This is a genomic window from Segetibacter aerophilus (assembly GCF_007991655.1).
In the GTDB taxonomy this organism is placed as follows: domain Bacteria; phylum Bacteroidota; class Bacteroidia; order Chitinophagales; family Chitinophagaceae; genus Segetibacter; species Segetibacter aerophilus.
Map to the genome: position 1 here is coordinate 1 of NZ_BJYT01000057.1, position 4,382 is coordinate 4,382.

Annotated in this window: 1 protein-coding gene; it reads left to right on the plus strand. The window is 42.7% G+C overall.

The window, feature by feature from the left end; translation table 11 throughout:
• Positions 1 to 105 precede the first annotated feature (105 nt).
• A complete protein-coding gene (locus tag SAE01_RS24180) occupies positions 106 to 4,194 on the plus strand; it encodes a glycosyl hydrolase (protein WP_147206408.1) in 4,089 nt (1,362 codons plus the stop codon).
• Positions 4,195 to 4,382: the final 188 nt, after the last annotated feature.

Below are 4,382 nucleotides of genomic sequence, written 5' to 3' on the forward strand. Positions count from 1 at the left end.
AGTCCCGTTGCAAGAACGAAGCCCAGCGGCTTGAGCTTTAATCTCCGAACAAGGACCTTTGAGAACCTCTCGTTTGCAGGTGAATGAAAATGTTTAATTCCACTAATGAAAAGACGTTCGTTTCTAAAAACAACTGGTCTAACAGGGTTAGTAACAGTCATTACCCCAACAGGTATTGTCCAGGCTTTTAGCCAAAAAAAGGCTTCAGCTTTAGAAGATAGTTTTATTAATCCACCGGCCTCAGCAAAACCACAAACATGGTGGCACTGGATGAATGGAAACGTTACAAAGGAAGGCATAACACTTGACCTTGAAGCCATGCAACGGGTTGGTGTGGGTGGTTTTCAGAACTTCGATGCAGGTACCCTTATTCCAAAAGGTCCAATTACATATTTAAGCCCTGAATGGATAGAGCTTAAAAAGCACACGATAAAAGAAGCTGAAAGGTTAGGTCTTGAATTTACGATGCACAATTGCCCCGGCTGGTCATCCAGCGGTGGACCCTGGATTACTCCTGAGTTAGCGATGCAACAAGTATCATGGAGCGAGTCTTTTATTGCAGGTGGAAAGCAAACTAATATTGAGTTGCCTCAGCCTTTTACAAAGCTGAACTATTATCGTGATGAATGTGTGCTTGCATTTCCTTCGCTTCCCGGAGAAATGCCTCTTCAAAACCTCCTAAGTAAGGCTACTGCAGGTACTACCAACATTGATTTTAAAAACCTCGCTGATGATCCTGATGGAGTAGTTGTTCAAGCAGGCGGAACTAATCAGCCTGCTTACTTACAACTTCATTTTAATAATGCTTATGAAGCCAGCTCTATAGCCTTTATAGCGGCTCCCGTCGCTGCACTTGCACCAGCCGGCCCCGGTGGTTTTGGAGGAAATTCTATCACATTAGAATCTTCAGATGATGGCGTTGCTTTTACAAAAGTAACCAGCATAAATGTAGGCGGAGGTTTTGGAGCTGTTCCCGGACCGGCTTTTGTGACGGCCGAATTTCCCGCTATCAAAGCAAAACATTTTCGATTGGCTTCTTCCCAACCACGCCAATATTCTCAGTTGCGTTTTTCGGGAGCAGACAAAATAACTAACTGGAAGTCGAAAGCGAATTATACGGGCGGCTTTTGGCAAACCGAACCTGTAAAGGAAACGAACAAAGAAGCATCAAAAACCAGTGTTATCAACCCTGATACTGTGTTGGATATAAGCCAATACATGAACAAAGATGGCAAGTTAGATTGGAATGCTCCTGCCGGAAATTGGACCATTTTACGAGTTGGGAATACGCCTATTGGAACCATGAACCGGTCTGCACCTGACACAGGCATCGGTCTTGAGTGTGATAAATTTAGTGCTGCAGCAATTGATTTTCATTTTAATGAGATGATGCAGAATTTGCTGCCAGCCCTTGGTCCAATTGCGGCTAAAGGAAAAGTTGGATTGCTGATAGATAGCTGGGAAGTCGGAATGCAAAATTGGACGGCACAATTTTCAGCGGAGTTTCAAAAGCGTAATGGCTATGACCTGAAGAAATATTTACCTGCTATGACAGGGCGTATTGTTGGTAGCGCTGAACTTTCAGACCGTTTTCTTTGGGACGTTCGTCGTACCCAGGCAGACTTGTTAGCCGATAATTATTATGGGCGGTTTGCAGAGCTTTGTCGAAAGAATAAAATAATTGCCTACACCGAACCGTACGACCGCGGACCAATGGAGGAAATGCAGGTAGGTGCCAAGGTAGATGTAAACATGGGCGAATTTTGGAACGGGCTCTCATCAATTTTCCAGAATAATATAACCATGAGGCGAACGACCAAACTAGCTGCATCGATTGTTCATATCAACGGGCAGAAAATAGTTGGAGCGGAAGCTTTCACAAGTGAGCCTGCATCTTCAAAGTGGCAGGAGTATCCTTTCCTTATGAAGCCCTTGGGAGATAGAATGTATACCCAGGGATTGAACAGGGTGATCTTTCACAGGTATGCTCATCAGCCACATCCTACAGCTTTGCCGGGTATGACCATGGGCCCTTGGGGTATACACTTCGACAGAACAAATACCTGGTGGAACCCTGGGAGGGCCTGGATGAAGTATATGGGCCGCTGCCAGTCCTTGTTGCAGCAAGGATTGTTTGTAGCTGATCTTCTATATTTTACGGGAGAAGATGTCGCGGTTTATACCAAAACAAATGCTGATGAACTAACGCCAGCACCACCGGAAGGTTACGATTATGATTTGATTAATCCGGAAACGGTCATAAAAAGATTGAAAGTACAAAACGGCAGAGCGGTATTACCAGATGGAATGAGCTATAAAGTTTTTGTATTTCAGAACCATGAAAGTGTTTCTCTTGAAGTGATAAAAAAATTAAGGGACCTGGTATACCAGGGAATGGTACTGGTAGGCTTAAGACCATTGAAAACACCAGGATTAGGAGGCTACACAAATAACGACACCGAATTTAAGCGGGTAGTAAGTGAACTATGGGACGGAACTGAGGGAACGGGAGCTTCAGGAAAGACGGTAGGCTTGGGTAGAGTATTTTCAACAACATCACTTAAGCCAGTTTTAGATGCAATAAACCTACAAGCTGATTTCGAAGTTTCTTCGCTTTCAGGAGATGCGCCTGTTAAATATATTCATCGACGCATTAGTAATACCGAAGTGTATTTTATAGCGAATCAAAGACGAACAGCTGAACAACTTGTTTGCACTTTTAGAATGCAAGGCAAGCAGCCGGAATTGTGGGATCCTAACACAGGCAAAATAACTCCTGTTTCCATTTTTGAAATAAGTGACGGTCGCACAAAAGTTCCCCTGCAACTAGAACCTTGTGGTTCTATGTTCATTGTGTTTCGTACTCCGGCTACAAGCAATCACATTCACGAAATAATTAAAGACAGCCAGCCAGTCTTAACAACAAAAGCTTTTCCAATTGTTGAACAGAAGTTGCATAAAGGCGTTACGAACAACTTTACGATCAGCGTATGGGTAAAACCTGAAATGGATGTAATGCTAGGTGCCCGTGACTTTTCAGGAAATGTGGCAGCTAATGCATGGACTGATTATTACGCTATTTACCCCCCTTCGGGAGAAGAGTTGTACGGTAAGGGACATCAAACTTGTGGCATGACTGCAGGTAGAAATGGCGTTGTGATCTGGACAAGAGGAGCAGGTAAACCAATACTTACTTTAGCAGCTCCAGTTAAAATTTCTGGTTGGTCACATGTTGCAGTTAGTTATAAAGATGGAGTGCCTGCAGTGTACGTAAATGGCAAACTTGTTCAACAAGGCAAAAAAGCTGAAGTTGTTATGCATCCGGGTATAGGCAAAGCTCATTTAAGAGACGGTGCTTCCTATTATAACGGTGATATGACCGAACCTGAATTATTTACCGAAGCACTAACTGACGATAGAATACTTCAACTCTCGCAAAATAAAATATTGCCTGAGGCTTACAAAGCGCCGGTTGTAGAACAAATGGTGAATGGCAAAAACAGTATCATCATTTGGGAAAACGGAAATTATTCGTTTAAGAATAAATCCGGCAATACAACTCCCTTTCGTGTTGCAGGTATCGATAAACCAATTGCATTAAGTGGATCATGGAAAGTTGCTTTCCCCGAAAATATGGGAGCACCAAAGGAAATAATGCTAACCGAATTAATCTCTTTACATCTGCATTCTGAAGATGGAGTTAAGTACTTTTCAGGAACGTGCTCTTATACAAAGTCTTTTAACTTACCTGCCAATGCAACGCCAGTTAATAAGCGAACATTCTTAGATCTTGGTCGGGTAGAGGTTATTGCTGAAGTAATGGTGAATGGTAAAAATCTAGGCATTTTATGGAAAAGACCTTATCAAGTTGACATAACAGAAAGTTTGAAAACCGGAGTTAACCAACTTATAATTAAGGTCACCAACTTGTGGCCGAACCGGTTGATAGGAGATGAGATGGTGCCTGAGATGTACAAGTTTCCAGCTCCTTCAAATGATACCAGCCCTTTTGCCGCCTTAAGCAACGGCGGCATTACAGAACTACCGGAGTGGTATAAACAAGGTCAACCGAAGCCGGCAGACGGCCGCGTCACTTTTACGACATGGAAACACTATCGTAAAGATTCTCCCTTACTAGAATCGGGATTAATCGGACCAGTGATTTTGAAATTTGGAGTGGAGAAATTTGTGTGAACCTGGATAGGAATGGATTAAGAGGATTGTGAGGAAATGTCTGAAATGAGATTTACTCAATGCAAGGATTGTCTGAACTGGAATTTATGGGATTAAAAGGATCTTAAGGATATTTGGTAAAGAGTAACAGCTGGAACTAGTAGCTCAAAAATTTGATGCAAGAAAATGAATAATAGCTGGGATTATTC

Coding starts and splice junctions, on each gene's coding strand:
- SAE01_RS24180 (WP_147206408.1), top strand. CDS start 106: ATGAAAAGACGTTCGTTTCTAAAAACAACTGGTCTAACAGGGTTAGTA.